Raw genomic sequence first — 13810 nt, 5'->3', positions numbered from 1 at the left:
TGGAAAGTCTATTACATATTTATCCATTAAAAATTCATCTAAATACGGTTTCACATCTTTTGCTGTTGGACTCTCTGGTGATCCTAAGTTTACTATTAATACGCCTTTCATTTTTTTTTTTTGAATTTAAAGTTCCCTTATTTCTTAAAAATAAATTTTCAGCCCTGTATTTTAATCCGGTCTGAGAATATTTCTGCTTAAAATTAATTTTATATTTCTTTTAAATGGCACAAAAGTAAACTAAAATGTAAAAATAAAAGTATATTTGTATACTTAAAATGTTTTTTATGAATTATAATTTACTGAAAGATATTATTGATTTAGCGGGTGACTTCGAAAAATCAAGAAAGGCAGTGGGCAAGGAAGCGGATTCCGTGGAAGGTTTTAAATCTTGGATTGCTGAGAATTTTATACCCATACAGGCTAAAGCTGAGCCAGATTGGGAGGGTAAGGAAAATGGGCGAAGCCCTGAGGGGGTGATCTGCACTATGATTGTGAGCATGAATAGATATGCTAAAATGTATTCTAGAGCGATTATCTCGGATACGGATTTTTCTACGCAGGAGGATTTTATCTATCTCATTAATCTTAGGGTTCATGGCAGGATGTCTAAAATGGAGCTTATAAAGATGAATCTGCAGGATAAGCCCACGGGAATGCAGATCATAGCAAGATTATTAAGCAGGGGATGGATACGCCAGGATTTGTCGCCAACTGACCGAAGAAGCAAAAATATCAGCATCACTGACTATGGAATCAAGATATTGGAAAAGCAGATGCCAAAGATTCGAAATGCATCTAAGATCGTAAGCGGCAATCTGACTTTTTCGGAAAAAATGGAACTGATTCGAATTTTGAGCAAGCTTGAGGATTTTCACAATCCCATTTTTAATAGAAATATAGCCCCATCCAAATTGCTTGCGGCGCTAAATATTCAATAAAGAGCATCTTTAATTTGGTGCAGGGGTTCATATAGTCGGTGAAATTAACCTTCATGGCTGCCCGATGGGACGATTTTTTGCAGACGATGGCAATGATTTTGGATTTGCAGATGCCTTAAATGCGGCAGGTGTTTTAAAAACATAGCCTAAAGCAGTATCATGCGGCCCATTTGACGGCTATTGGATCTGAAAAGCCTTGATGGATGATATTAGAAATGGCAGTTTTAAAAAGAAAGAGATAAAAATACCGCATTTTATGAAAAATTTGTTCGACGAGCTATCATATCAGATAAGCAGGGCCACTACCCGGAAGTATTCCACCAGCTTTTCTTTAGGGATCAAAGCTTTGGGTTATGATATAAGGCCTTCCATATATGCGATATATGGATTTGTAAGGCTGGCCGATGAAATTGTGGACAGTTTTCACGATTACAATAAAAAGGAGCTGCTGCTCCGCTTCAAAATCCAAACTATGGAGGCTCTCGAGGAAAAGATTTCGATCAATCCAATACTTAACGCTTTTCAGCAGACCGTGCATAAGTATGGTATAGGCACAGAGCTTATTGACCGTTTCCTGAAGAGTATGGAAATGGATCTAGATCCTGTCTTGTATACCAGAGAGCTATACGGCGAATATATTCTGGGATCGGCTGAAGTCGTGGGGCTGATGTGCCTCAAAGTTTTTGTTGAAGGCAATTCCGAGGCTTATAGGCAGCTTGAGCCTTTCGCTATGAAGTTGGGATCTGCTTTTCAGAAAGTCAACTTTCTGAGAGATTTAAAGGATGACTATTCCATCTTGGGGCGCATCTATTTTCCAAACCTTGAAATGAAGAGATTTGACACAGATGCAAAGATCAGGATAGAGCAGGAGATAAGGAGTGAATTTCAAGAAGCCCTTATAGGCATAAAAGCCCTGCCTCCTTCCTCCCGTTTTGGAGTTTATTTGGCTTACAGATACTACATTTCTCTTTTTGATAAAATAGCGAAAACGCCGGCAAGCAAAATACTCGAGTCAAGAATACGCATACATAATTCTAAAAAGATTTCAATGATGATGGTAAGTTATCTGCAATATAAAATGGCAGGCCTATGAAATTAGTTCTGCTATTGGTATTCTGTGCTCCAGCTATGAATGGCATGGGATTTTTGGAGCTTGAAAAAATAAGAGGCAATTATCTTCTTGCGTTTCACAATAAGAAGCTCTGCAGGGATATGATAGTGGAGCTCAATGGCAGTTCAGATCCTTTGCGTCTTGCCTATTCAGGAGGCTTCAGAGCTATTTGGGCCAGACATATTTTTAATCCAATAAGTAAATTTGAGACTTTCAATAATGGTAAGGCAGAGATAGAAAAAGCAGTGCTTCTTGATCCTGAAAATGCTGAGATAAGGCTAATCCGATTTTCTGTGCAGAGCAATGCTCCCCGCATAGCAGGCTACAAAAATAATATGGAGGAAGATAAGAAGCTTATAAAAGCCAACCTGCAGAAAATGAGTTCTATTACCCTCAAAGAGCTTTTAGGGAAGCTTATCAATTAATTGGAAATGCTAAGATTATTGCACAGCTGGCAAGATTTAAAGGATCAAATAATGAATCTGCCTTTTTTTTATGCTTATGTCATGGGCTAGATAGAAATAGCCATTTTTGCAGGAATTTCTTCTTCTATTTGAATGAGGGACGCAATCTCTTGAAAACTTTGATAGCGTGCGCCTCAGGCAAGAATATCCCTATTTCTTTTAAAGATGGGTTCACAAGTGTTACAGGCAATGGTGAAGGAAATGCCAAATTAAAAATTGGGCTGTTAGTGCGTAAGATTATTTTTTCAGCCATATTTTGCAGGTTTGATAATATTGATTCTAAATTTTCCCATTTAACAGAAAATAATATAAAATCAGCTATCTGTGCGCTGCCACCGATTTTTTGCGCTATTTCATTTAAATGGCCTATCTCCTTAGCATCAAAAGCTAAAACCCCATAACCTAATTGGGCTGCCTTAATCGCAAAATTAATTTTGATGGCTCCAGCCTCCATAACTCCTAATTTCATTTTTAGCATCTGTTTTTTTAGAATGTGGCCTTCCGCTTGATTTTTATGCTTTTAATGCTCGCTCAAGCAGTGCTTGCTGCCTATATGCCTAATGCTTTGCCATCACTAAAATACGCCTATCGGCATTCTGAACCGAAGCATTTTTTTTGAAAATTTAGTGGCTATTGGTTAGATCAGGCAAATTTTATTGGGCTTTTCCATTTTCAGTGTATGTAAAATATTAAAATCTAGAGCAGCTGGACAATTTTTAATTTCTTCTTTTCGGCTTCCTTCCGGTAGCTGGCTTTTTCGCCACTGGAGGGCTTTTTGAGTGATTTTTTTGATTATAAGCGACTGATATGTAGCGGTTTGAACTGTTAAACTTTTATTTTTGTTTAACCTTTTATTGTTTTTGTTAAACAAAATTGATTAACTTAGTGTGACAATAAAAAAAAAACTTATGAAAACATTCAAAATTAAATTAATTGCTTTTTTAGCCTTAATTGCGTTAGTCAGTATTTCATGCAGTAATGATGATGATTCATCCCAGCAGCTTCAGACAATAGCAGCTGCTGCCAAAACAAATCCCAATCTTAGCTCTTTGGTGGCCGCTTTGGATAAAGCGGGCCTTACTGCAACATTGAACTCCTCCGGTACCTATACCGTTTTTGCACCCACTAATGAGGCATTCACTGCCTTTTTATCTGCCAATGGCTACGCTAATCTTGATGCAGTTCCAGTGGCGGCATTAAAAGAAATATTGCTCAATCATGTTTTAAGCGCGAAAGTTAAATCTGCTGAAATTGAGACCGGTTATGTCAAAACCTTAGCCAAAGGCAGCGCCTCATCTTCCAATACAATCAGCATGTATCTTGAAAAAGGCGCCACTGTTGATGTAAATGGCGGTAAAACAAATGGAGGGGCAACAGTAACAGCAGCTGATATTGAAGCTTCAAATGGGGTCATTCATATTGTTGATGGCGTTATCGGACTTCCTACAATTGTAAATCATGCGGCTGCCAACAAGAATTTCACAACATTAGTGGCCGCCTTGACCTATAATCCTGCCTCTGGTTTTGCCGGAATTCTATCGGGAACAGCCAGTTCTCCCTTTACTGTTTTTGCGCCTACCAATGCCGCCTTTGCCGCTTTTCTTACAGAAACTGGATTTTCCGGACTTGCGGCAATTCCTGCTAATGTTCTTGAAACAACTCTGAAGTATCATGTGGTGGCTGGAGCAAATGTAGAGTCATCTGCTTTAACGGATGGGCAGTCTGTAAGCACATTTGCAGGACAGAATTTTAAGGTTGGTTTAACCGGAGGCGCAAAGATTACAGATGCCAGCGGAAGAGTAAGCAATATTATCGCAACAGATGTACAGTGCTCAAATGGAATAATTCATGTAATTGATAAAGTACTGCTGCCAAATTTTAGCTTATAAGCCCTATTTGCACTGAAATATTGCTCAATCTTTCGGTAGGCTCTTAGAAATTTAAAAAGCGGTTAAAAACATTTTTAACCGCTTTTTTAAACCTATTGGGATATCTATTGAAATTTTGTGATTTGTATTCTAAGATGGCTGTTCAGGGCATTAAAAAAGAATCTTAATGAAGCTAAGCTGCATAATTAGATTTATTTTGTCCAGTCTTATCTGGCAATTGCCAAACAGCAGCCGCTTTCAATTCTAATTCGGCAGATTACGAAAGCCTGCTATCAATAAAATCGATTATAAATTTTAATCTGCATATGGAAATCATGGAAAATGTTGTTATAATAGGAGGCAGCAAAGGAATCGGAAGAGCTATTTTGGAGCAGCAGTTAGAGCATAAGCGGGTATGCAATATCAGCAGGACGGCACCTGAAATTCTGCATCCCAATCTGATTCACTGCAGTGCCGATGTATTAGCGGATGCACTTCCCGAAATAGAAGGCGTTGATGCTCTTATCTATTGTCCTGGTTCCATAAATTTAAAGCCTATTTTGAGTTTAAGCGCTGATGATTTCAGAAATGATTTTGAAATTAATGTGATAGGCGCCGTGAAGGCGATTCAGCATTTTCTGCCTGCCTTAAAGAAGGGAAAAAATCCTTCGATAGTTCTGTTCAGCAGCGTTGCGGCAAAACTAGGAATGCCTTTCCATGCCAGCACTGCAGCAGCCAAGTCGGGAGTGGAGGGGCTGGTTAAGTCGCTCGGTGCAGAACTTGCCCCTTTGGTTCGGATTAATGCCATTGCGCCCACTATTACGGAAACTTCCCTATCTGCTTCCATTTTAAGAAATGACCGCATGAAGGAAAATATGATGCAGCGGCACCCCATGAAAAATTACCTGAAGCCAAAAGAAGTGGCTCGTATGGCAGGCTATCTGATTTCTGAAGATGCAGCTTCAATTTCGGGCCAGATTTTCCCAATGGACTATGGTTTGGTAAGCTTTAAATTGTAAAAAATGAAAATTCTCTTAACAGGTGCAACAGGCTATATAGGCAGGAGGCTTTTACCCCTGCTGCTGGAGAATGGCAGTGAAGTAATCTGCTGTGTGAGGGATAAAAGCAGATTCCGTTTTCCTGAAAAGCTAACCGATAAAATACAGGTTATCGAAGTTGATTTTTTAGATCCGGGAAGCCTCAATAAGATTCCCGATGATATTGATGCGGCCTATTATCTGATACATTCCATGTCTGGCGCTTCCAATTATGATGAACTGGAAAGCATTTCGGCAAATTATTTCATTGAAAAAATAAACAGGACAAATGCAAAACAGATCATTTATCTCAGCGGAATTGTAAACGGCCGGTCACTATCCAAGCATTTGTCATCAAGAAAGGCAGTAGAGGATATTTTAAAAACCGCAGCAGTTCCCTCAACTGTGCTTCGGGCTGGAATCATAGTTGGATCAGGAAGCGCTTCTTTTGAGATAATGCGGGACCTGGTGGATAAGCTGCCCATTATGATTGCCCCAAAATGGCTCAATACGAAATGCCAGCCGATTGCAATCGGTGACGTTTTGGAATTTTTAATCCGGTCACTCTTAAATCCATTGGCTTACAGCAAAAGTTTTGATATCGGGGGGCCAGATATATTGACCTATAAAGAAATGCTTTTGGAGTTTGCTAAAGCTAAAAACCTGAAGAGGCATATTTTTACAATACCGGTAATGACGCCAAAATTATCGTCCTATTGGCTGTATTTTGTCACCTCAACTTCCTTCAAACTGGCTTCAGCGCTGGTCAGCAGTATGAAAACAGAAGTGATCTGCAGCGATAATAATATTAATAGCATGCTGGGAATCGCTCCTATTGCCTACAGGCAGGCAGTAGAGAGGGCTTTGAAAAAAATTAGTGAAGATGATATCCTCTCAAGCTGGAAGGACTCACAGGTAAGCGGGCTGTTTAGGGGAAATGTTTCCCAATACCTAAAAGTTCCAAAAAAGGGCTGCTATATTGACAGAAGGAAAAGAACGGTAATAGACCGGGAATATACTATTGCCCGAATCTGGTCTATTGGCGGAGAAACAGGATGGTATTATGCCGACTGGCTTTGGGATTTGCGCGGCTTCATCGATAAGATTTTTGGAGGTGTTGGAACCCGAAGGGGAAGGACAAATAAAAATGGGCTGCATGCAGGAGATGCACTGGATTTCTGGAGGGTGGTATATGCCAATAAAGCGGAAGGGAAACTGGTTTTATATGCCGAGATGAAGCTGCCCGGTGAAGCATGGCTGGAATTTAAAATAATCGGCAATACCTTATATCAGGCCGCTACTTTTAAGCCGCGCGGATTGATGGGCAAAGCATACTGGTATTGCGTCCTGCCGTTTCATGGCTTTATATTTGACGGAATGCTTAAAAAGCTGATTCAGCAGCGCAATTGACGGCATAACTCGATTAAATTAGGGTTTATAAGGCGCCTGTTTTAAACAGGCGCTATAAATCCGAATCCTTTTTCTCCATTAAAAATTCTACTGTGCCTTCCGGCATCTTAAATGCTTAATCTGTTCAAATGGAGCCTATTAAAGGATAGGGGCCAGAAAATAATTTTTAGTTATGCTTTTATCAGCTTTAAGAAGCGGTAAGCTTTTTTTCCATTGTTTTTTTAGATGCATGACCGCTGAAAAGATTTCCTTTTTTGATTCTTTTCGTGAGGATTATAAAGGCAAAAACCGGCTGATAAAATAATAGGGGCGTCGGTTATGAATTAATTTGCCATTTGGGTCTCCGCATTTAATTATGCTTTAAATTTAAAGCATTAAACCATTGCAATGAAAATTAGTCTTATTAAAATAACTTTAAATGCGTAAAAATGAAGGCCCCAATTTTATTTATGATCTCTTTATTTCTATTACTGTCCTGCTCAAAGAACGAAGCAGATGATTCAGGCCAAGATTCCGCTTATGTGGACGATGATTTGGCCGGGCCCATTTCAAGGCCAAAAACCGGCTATGGATCAGATGGAGCCTATACTGTGGCAAAAATCAGTTTTCCAAGCCCGCTGTACAGTGGCAGAAATGTTGAAATATTTTACCCAAAAGATATTGCTTCCCCAAGACCCGTAATTTTTTATTCGCATCCATTTGGAGGAGAGGAAAGTGCATATAATATTGGATTGTATGAATTCATCGCAAAAAAAGGATATGCTGTGGTTTTTGCGCCTTATCCCACAACGGGTGTGACAGTGGATGAAAGGTATGGCGTACTATGGGAAAGCTTTAAAAAAGCTGCCGCGGATTACCCTGATGTAATTGATACCAAAAAAGTAGGCTTTATGGGGCATTCATTTGGCGCAGGAGCCTCTTTTGCTTTAGCCCATAGAGGGTTTGTTGATGAAGGCTGGGGAGAGAACGGACGTTTTATTTTTGCAATGGCGCAATGGTATTCCTATGAAATCACTCAGGAGGAACTGCAAAATTTTCCGGAAAACACAAAACTGATAACCCAGGTATATAATGACGACGTAACGAATGACCATAGGATGGCAATTGATATTTTTAAGAATATAAATATTCCAAACTCTGAAAAAGATTTTATTTTAATGAAAAAATCTGTATTGCCTACTTTCACATACAGCGCGGAGCATAATCTTCCCAATACGCAAAGCTCATATGATGCATATGATTACTATGGGATCTACAGATTGCTTGACGCACTGATTGATTATAGTTTTAATGGAAATTCGGCAGCCAAAAATGTAGCGCTAGGAAATGGATCTAAAGAGCAGGCAACAATGCCGAGCTATAATGGGCAGGCGCTGTCTCCATTGGAAGTGACTGATGACCCTTCTCCCTTATATCCACAGAGTAAATATTCTTTCCAATGTGCAGCATCAAATAATCCGAGAATTGCAAACTGCAATTAAAAATCTGTACATTTTGAAGAGATGGCTAAGACAAATAGACGCATTTTAGCTTCAGAGGCAATAAAAAGCTTGAGAAGCAGATTAATATTTCAAGAAGCTTAGAAAATGCTGTCTGCAGGCATTTTGCTGCTGTTTTCAGCATTCAGATTGAACAGGTCTTTTATGGCACTTTAAAGATGGGCATCACGCCCATCTTTTTTTTTGATGATTTTTAAGAGAATTGAAATAGGCAAGGCATTTTCTTCAGTTCTGGCAGGCTGCTGATGGAAATTGAGGCTTGCCATCATCATAAGGGACAGGAAGGCACAGCAGAAAGTTGTGCTTGTAATGGGGCTGATGTAATTGTTCCTTTGTCCTGCATTTAAATCAGAACGCGCTGTCTGATTTTTGCAATGGACGTTTAACGGTAAAAGAAACAGTTATGATTGCAGATATTTCTTGGGGAGCTTATGCGGCTTCCGTTATTGCTTTTGTTTTGGTGTGGTATGGGTTTGTGTATTTCCGATATTACTCGAAGAATATCAGCTCTGTTTTCAAAGGCAGATCGGGGAGCAGATCTTCTGTCGGGAAGAATGAAAAAAGGCTGGGGCCTTTTTCAGAATACAGCGAGCCTTTTGATACTCTTGAAGATGCTGAGGAATTGTTTAATAGGCTGTTAGGCGTGTTTTCTGAAAGTAACGATAGAGGTGTGTCTAAAGCTGAATTCAGGCATTATCTGCAGTTTGTGCTTGCTGAATATCCTTTTGTAAGGCAGTCTGCTTTACGCGATAAGATAAATTCCCTTACGGTCTTGGAAAGCCAAAAATATCCTGAATTTCTGCTGAGCGCGGAAGAGATGGATCGCTTATGGGACAATGGTGAAGAGTAAAGCTTATGCAGAGGAATATCCCTGTTCGCTCTAGTGCGGTATGCATTTTGTGACAAGGAGATAGCAGCTGTAACAGCGGTATTTCTCTGCTTTTATTTCAAGTGATGGTTTAATTTAAATGATGGGAGATGAAAAGGTGTGGATGGAAATTAAAGGAGCTGGATGAAGAAAAAGTATTATCCTATTGTATTCTGGCATTAATGCTAATATATGAAGCTAGAATTTATGCCCAAGATGGAGTGGCTGGAATTAATGAGGCAAACCAGAAGGTGCGCAGCTATTTTGATGCGGGAACCGAACTGATGTATGCCGTAGGAGCCATACTGGGACTAATCGGAGCAGTAAAGGTGTATCAGAAATGGAATGCGGGTGATCCTGATACGGGCAAGGTGGCGGCCGCCTGGTTTGGGAGCTGCGTGTTTCTGGTGGTGGTCGCCACGGTCATTAAATCCTTCTTTGGAGTCTGATGGCAAACAGTGTATATAAGATCAATAAAGGCATTAATCAAAGCATTGAATTCAAGGGTCTGAAAGCGCAGTATATCTGGTACTTGGGAGGCGGTGTTGTTATGCTGATGATCTTATTTGGCGTGCTGTATATTATTGGAATCCCTTCCCTTGCATGCGTTATTTTTATTGGAATGGCAGGAGGTCTTCTCGTTTTTAAAATATACAGAATGAGCAATAAGTATGGCGAGTATGGAATGATGAAAGCAATTGCTAAAAAGCAGGTTCCAAAATGGATCAAGGCGTACAGTAGGGCTATATTTATAAAATTATAGCTATAGAACGTTAAATGTGGATTATGATGTATGAAAATCTTAAACTTATATGCCGGAATTGGAGGCAACAGGAAAAGCTGGACAGCCGTATCAGTGACAGCTGTGGAGCTGGATCCTTTGCTGGCTGCGATATATGCACAGAGATTTCCTGATGATACAGTGATAGTTGCCGATGCGCATCAGTATCTTTTAGACCATTTCAATGAATTTGATTTTATCTGGTCTTCTCCGCCATGCCAGTCACATTCTTCTTTCAGGCACAATATATGCGTGAGATTTAGAGGCACTGTCCCAGTCTACCCTGATATGCGGCTTTATCAGGAAATACTGTTTCTAAAGCATAACGCTTTGTGCTTCTGGGCAGTTGAGAATGTCAAGCCTTATTATAAGCCTCTTATTGAGCCGGATGCAGTGCTGCATCGCCATCTGTTCTGGTCAAATTTCACGATACATGCAGCTGATGCCCTTTCAGACATAAAGATCAGATATGCCCAGATACCCGATCTTGAAAAAGTTTTAGGATTCAGCCTCAAGGAATTCAAGCTAAAGAATAGAAGACAGATTCTTCGCAACTGCGTGGATCCGCGGCTTGGACTCCATATCCTAAAAATGGCTAAAGCGGCATATGCCGGCAGCGGTAATCGTTCAGCTGTAAAACAGTAGGTAAAATACATTAAAGATGAAAAAGGAGATGAAGGAAATACTGCCGATTATGGCAGTGGAGCATGACTGCATTTTATCAAAGCAGGGGGATGCGACAGTAGTTTTTAAAGCGGAACTGCCTGAGATTTTCACATTGTCGGATCAGGAGTATGAAGCTTTTCACCAGTCCTGGATTAAAGCGATAAAGGTGCTCCCCAAGTTCTGCGTCTTCCATAAGCAGGACTGGTTTTTAGAGAGTGCCTATAAAGCTGATTTTTCAGGCGGTGGGGACAGTTTTCTGGCAAGAAGCAGCGAGCGTTTTTTTAATGAGAGGCCATTTCTGGACCATTGCTGCTATATCATGCTTACCAAGAAGCCGCAAGGCAGAAGGAATTCAACATCATTGTTTTCCAATCTGCTCAGGGGTTCCATCGTTCCTGAAGAGGCTTTAAAGCCGCAGCTGCTGCAGGATTTTATCGATGTATGCGGGCAGTTTAAAAGGATTATGGAAGACAGCGGGTTTGTTAAGCTTATTCGTTTGAAGAATGATTCGCTTAGAAGCCAGAGCAGAAGGATCGGGCTGGTGGAAAAGTACTGTTTCTTATCTGAAGCAGAAGATTCATTTGTTTTTAGCGATATCAGCTTTGATGAAGGGATTGCGGTTGGAGATAAGCACTGCCAGCTCTTTACGCTTGGCGATGTGGCCGACCTGCCGGGGCTCTGCGGCTCTCGGATCAATTTTGACCGCTATTCGACCGATAAGACGAAATTCAGTATAGGATTTGCCTCAACATTGGGACAGCTCTTATCCTGCAATCATATCTACAATCAGTATCTCTTTATTGAGGATGCCCAGAAGACGATCCAGAAGCTGGAGAGCAAAAGGCTTCGGCTCCAGTCCCTGTCCGCTTGCAGCAGGGAAAATTTAATAGCAAGGGATGCCACGAATGATTTTCTGAACGAGGCGGTCTCACAGCAGAGGCTTGCTGTCAAGGCGCATTTCAATGTTCTGGCATGGAGTGCTGACAAGGAAGAGGGGAAAGATATTAAAAACAAGGTGTCGTCAGCTCTGGCGCAGATGGATGCCGCCGCAAAACAGGAGACTGTCGGAGCGCCTCAGATCTATTGGGCCGGCATGCCTGGAAATGCAGCAGATTTTCCAATGAACGATGCCTTTGACACCTTTACGGAACAGGCGGTCTGCTTTCTGAATATGGAAACAGGCTATAAGAGTTCGCTCAGTCCTGTCGGGATAAGGCTGGGAGACCGTCTGACAGGAAAGCCCGTGCATGTGGATATCAGCGATGAGCCTGTCAGGATGGGAATCTGCACCAACAGGAATAAGTTTATTTTGGGGCCTTCGGGAAGCGGCAAGTCGTTTTTTACCAACCATATGGTCAGAAGCTACTACGAGCAGGGAACCCATATTGTGCTGGTGGATGTGGGGCACAGCTACAAGGGCTTGTGCGATATGGTCGGCGGCTATTATTTCACCTATGACGAGAAGAATCCGATCCGGTTTAATCCGTTTTATATTTCAGAAGGGGATAATCTGGATACCGAGAAAAAGGAAAGCATCAAAACGCTTCTGCTGGCTCTGTGGAAGAAAGATGACGAGACTTTCAACAGGAGCGAGTATGTGGCGCTTTCCAACGCCCTGCAGCTGTATTATGGAAAGCTGGAAATCCATTCTGATATTTTTCCGTGTTTTAACAGCTTCTATGAGTTTTTAAAGGATGATTTTGTTTCCATTCTGGAAGATGATAAAGTGAAAGAGAAAGATTTTGATGTGAACAATTTTCTCTATGTGCTGCGTCCCTACTACAAGGGAGGGGAGTTTGACTATCTATTGAATGCAACAGAGAATCTGGAGCTTCTAAAGGAAAGATTCATTGTATTTGAGCTTGACAATATCAAAGACCATCCGATTCTTTTTCCAGTGGTGACCATCATTATAATGGAAGTGTTCATCAGCAAGATGAGAAAGCTCAAAGGCATACGAAAAATGATCCTCATTGAAGAAGCTTGGAAAGCTATAGCTAAGGAAGGTATGGCAGAATATATCAAGTATCTCTTTAAGACTGTCCGCAAGTTTTTTGGGGAAGCTATAGTAGTCACGCAGGAAGTTGAGGATATCATTTCTTCGCCTGTTGTAAAGCAGGCCATTATCAACAACAGCGACTGCAAGATCCTTCTGGATCAGAGCAAATACCAGAATAAGTTTGACCAGATACAGGAGCTGCTTGGTCTTACGGAGAAAGAGAAAGCCCTTGTGCTTTCAGTCAATAAAGCCAATGATCCTGATAGGAAATATAAGGAAGTTTTTATCTCTCTTGGCGGGATGCTTTCAAAAGTATACAGGACAGAGGTTTCATTGGAGGAATATCTTGCCTATACCACAGAGGAAAGCGAGAAGGTGAAAATGAATGCCTATGCGAAAAAGTTTGGAGGGGACATCAGAAAAGGAATTGCAGCAATGGCTCAGGACATTAGAAACGGAAATTAAATGAAAAGGAAAAATGAAAAAGAAATTAATTGCCTGCATGGTCTGCCTGCTGCTGATCACCAGTCCGGCAAGGCCTGCAGAAAGAATGGCCGCGCTGCCGATACTGGAGATTGTGAAAGCGGTTACCAAAAAAGTCATAAAAGCGATTGATCTGAGAATCCAGAGGCTGCAGAATAAAACCATCTGGCTTCAGAATGCGCAGAAGCAGGCAGAGAATGTCCTTTCAAAATTAAAGCTTGATGAGATTTCAGAATGGACACAGAAACAGAAAGACCTATACAAAGGCTATTATGAGGAACTGGGTAAGGTAAAATCAATTATCACCTATTACCAGAGGATAAGGGAAATAGCCAAAAAACAATCCAGACTGGTTCAGGAATATGAAAGGGCCTGGAATCTTTTCAGACAGGATCCCCATTTTAAAGACAGCGAAATCCAGTATATGGAGCGGGTCTATTCAGGCATTATGGAAGAAAGCCTGAAGAATATCGACCAGATCTTTTTGATGCTGGATTCTTTCACCACCCAGATGAGCGATCTCAAACGTCTTGAAATCATCAATAAGGCTGCAGACCAGATTGATGCCAATTATGATGACCTGCTGCTTTTTAACCGGCAGAATGTGATGCTGAGCCTTCAGAGGGCTAAAACAGAGGCAGATGCCAAACAGGTAAAACAATTTTACGGAATACCATAATTCA

15 protein-coding genes are annotated in these 13810 nt (G+C 40.9%); 13 read left to right on the top strand and 2 right to left on the bottom strand.

Annotated features, from left to right (window positions below; all coding sequences use genetic code 11):
- Positions 1–111, bottom strand: a 111-nt coding sequence (locus tag OD917_RS07805; protein ID WP_263522999.1) for a ferrochelatase, incomplete at its 3' end; no start/stop codon positions are given.
- A 176-nt stretch (positions 112–287) separates the two neighbouring features.
- On the opposite strand from OD917_RS07805, the gene OD917_RS07800 reads away from it, so the two are divergent.
- The 3 genes from OD917_RS07800 (at position 288) to OD917_RS07790 (ending at position 2477) form a co-directional block, all read left to right on the top strand.
- On the top strand, positions 288–941 hold the full coding sequence (locus OD917_RS07800) for a MarR family winged helix-turn-helix transcriptional regulator (protein WP_263522993.1): 654 nt from the start codon (positions 288–290) through the stop codon (positions 939–941).
- Positions 942–1197: 256 nt separating this feature from the next.
- Positions 1198–2034 (top strand): phytoene/squalene synthase family protein, encoded by an 837-nt coding sequence (locus tag OD917_RS07795; protein ID WP_263522998.1) that lies wholly within the window; start codon positions 1198–1200, stop codon positions 2032–2034.
- Complete coding sequence (locus tag OD917_RS07790) at positions 2031–2477, top strand: hypothetical protein (RefSeq protein WP_263522992.1); 447 nt, start codon at positions 2031–2033, stop codon at positions 2475–2477. Before OD917_RS07795 ends, OD917_RS07790 begins: the two co-directional genes overlap by 4 nt.
- Before the next feature lie 124 nt (positions 2478–2601).
- Here the strand turns inward: OD917_RS07790 and OD917_RS07785 are convergent, their stop codons facing one another.
- A complete protein-coding gene (locus OD917_RS07785; protein ID WP_263522991.1) occupies positions 2602–2985 on the bottom strand; it encodes a hypothetical protein in 384 nt (127 codons plus the stop codon).
- Positions 2986–3424: 439 nt separating this feature from the next.
- On the opposite strand from OD917_RS07785, the gene OD917_RS07780 reads away from it, so the two are divergent.
- The 10 genes from OD917_RS07780 (at position 3425) to OD917_RS07735 (ending at position 13806) form a co-directional block, all read left to right on the top strand.
- The gene (locus tag OD917_RS07780; protein WP_263522990.1) at positions 3425–4405 is read left to right on the top strand and encodes a fasciclin domain-containing protein; all 981 of its coding nucleotides are present in this window, start codon (positions 3425–3427) and stop codon (positions 4403–4405) included.
- A 314-nt stretch (positions 4406–4719) separates the two neighbouring features.
- Positions 4720–5403 carry an SDR family NAD(P)-dependent oxidoreductase gene (locus OD917_RS07775; protein ID WP_263522997.1) on the top strand — a complete coding sequence of 228 codons (684 nt, stop codon included), beginning with the start codon at positions 4720–4722 and terminating at the stop codon, positions 5401–5403.
- A 3-nt stretch (positions 5404–5406) separates the two neighbouring features.
- Complete coding sequence (locus OD917_RS07770; RefSeq protein WP_263522989.1) at positions 5407–6831, top strand: SDR family oxidoreductase; 1425 nt, start codon at positions 5407–5409, stop codon at positions 6829–6831.
- Positions 6832–7259: 428 nt separating this feature from the next.
- Positions 7260–8312, top strand: a complete 1053-nt coding sequence (locus OD917_RS07765; RefSeq protein ID WP_263522988.1) for an alpha/beta hydrolase family protein — start codon at positions 7260–7262, stop codon at positions 8310–8312.
- Positions 8313–8733: 421 nt separating this feature from the next.
- Positions 8734–9180 (top strand): hypothetical protein, encoded by a 447-nt coding sequence (locus tag OD917_RS07760; protein ID WP_263522987.1) that lies wholly within the window; start codon positions 8734–8736, stop codon positions 9178–9180.
- A gap of 200 nt (positions 9181–9380) precedes the next feature.
- A complete protein-coding gene (locus tag OD917_RS07755) occupies positions 9381–9647 on the top strand; it encodes a DUF4134 domain-containing protein (protein ID WP_263522996.1) in 267 nt (88 codons plus the stop codon).
- Positions 9647–9961 carry a DUF4133 domain-containing protein gene (locus OD917_RS07750; RefSeq protein ID WP_263522986.1) on the top strand — a complete coding sequence of 105 codons (315 nt, stop codon included), beginning with the start codon at positions 9647–9649 and terminating at the stop codon, positions 9959–9961. Before OD917_RS07755 ends, OD917_RS07750 begins: the two co-directional genes overlap by 1 nt.
- Positions 9962–9991: 30 nt before the next feature.
- Positions 9992–10624, top strand: coding sequence for a DNA cytosine methyltransferase (locus OD917_RS07745; RefSeq protein ID WP_263522985.1), 633 nt, complete (start codon positions 9992–9994; stop codon positions 10622–10624).
- 16 nt (positions 10625–10640) lie between these two features.
- Positions 10641–13109 (top strand): TraG family conjugative transposon ATPase, encoded by a 2469-nt coding sequence (locus tag OD917_RS07740; protein WP_263522984.1) that lies wholly within the window; start codon positions 10641–10643, stop codon positions 13107–13109.
- 13 nt (positions 13110–13122) lie between these two features.
- Positions 13123–13806 (top strand): conjugal transfer protein TraI, encoded by a 684-nt coding sequence (locus tag OD917_RS07735; RefSeq protein ID WP_263522983.1) that lies wholly within the window; start codon positions 13123–13125, stop codon positions 13804–13806.
- Positions 13807–13810 lie beyond the last annotated feature (4 nt).

The organism is Flavobacterium sp. SH_e (assembly GCF_025717045.1).
Taxonomy (GTDB): Bacteria; Bacteroidota; Bacteroidia; order Flavobacteriales; family Flavobacteriaceae; genus Flavobacterium.
The sequence above is the reverse complement of the archived record's forward strand: the minus strand, read 5'-3'. Positions and strand labels throughout refer to the sequence as shown.